The sequence below is a fragment of the Acidovorax bellezanensis genome, from assembly GCF_025421555.1.
Taxonomy (GTDB): Bacteria; Pseudomonadota; Gammaproteobacteria; order Burkholderiales; family Burkholderiaceae_C; genus Comamonas; species Comamonas bellezanensis.
Map to the genome: position 1 here is coordinate 1 of NZ_JAODYH010000030.1, position 550 is coordinate 550.

A 550-nucleotide genomic window follows, 5' to 3' on the forward strand; every position below is an offset into this window, starting at 1 on the left:
TCAAGGCCTTGGCGTTGATATCGGCCGTCACGCCCGTGGCGTTGCTGACCGTGTAATTGCTGGCCAGGCCCGTGCCGTTGCCCAATGTGGCGCCAGTCACGGTCACCGTCTTGCCGGCACCCGCGTTCTGATCGCTGAAGACGCCCGACTGACCGGTCAAGGTCAGCGTCTCGTTACCGACCAGGCCATTGAGCGTTCCGCCCGAGAGCGTGGCGGCGGTCGTACCGTCATAGGTCTTGTTGTCCGCGGTCACGCCGCTGACCGTCAAGGCCTTGGCCGTGATGTCGGCCGTCACGCCCGTGGCGTTGCTGACCGTGTAATTGCTCGCCAGACCCGTGCCGTTGCCCAATGTGGCGCCAGTCACGGTCACGGTCTGACCGGCGGCGACGTTCTTGTCCGCGAAAGTACCCGTCTGGCCCGACAGAACCAAGGTCTCCGAACCCACCAGGCCATTGAGCGTGCCGCCCGACAGCGCTGCGGCGGTCGTGCCGTCATAAGTCTTGTTGCCCGCGGTCACGCCACTGACCGTCAAGGCCTTGGCGTTGATGTC

General features: G+C 65.1%; 1 protein-coding gene. It reads right to left on the minus strand.

Annotated features, from left to right (window positions below; genetic code table 11):
- On the minus strand, positions 1–550 hold a 550-nt coding region (locus N0K08_RS23155), incomplete at both ends, for a YDG domain-containing protein (RefSeq protein WP_261502797.1).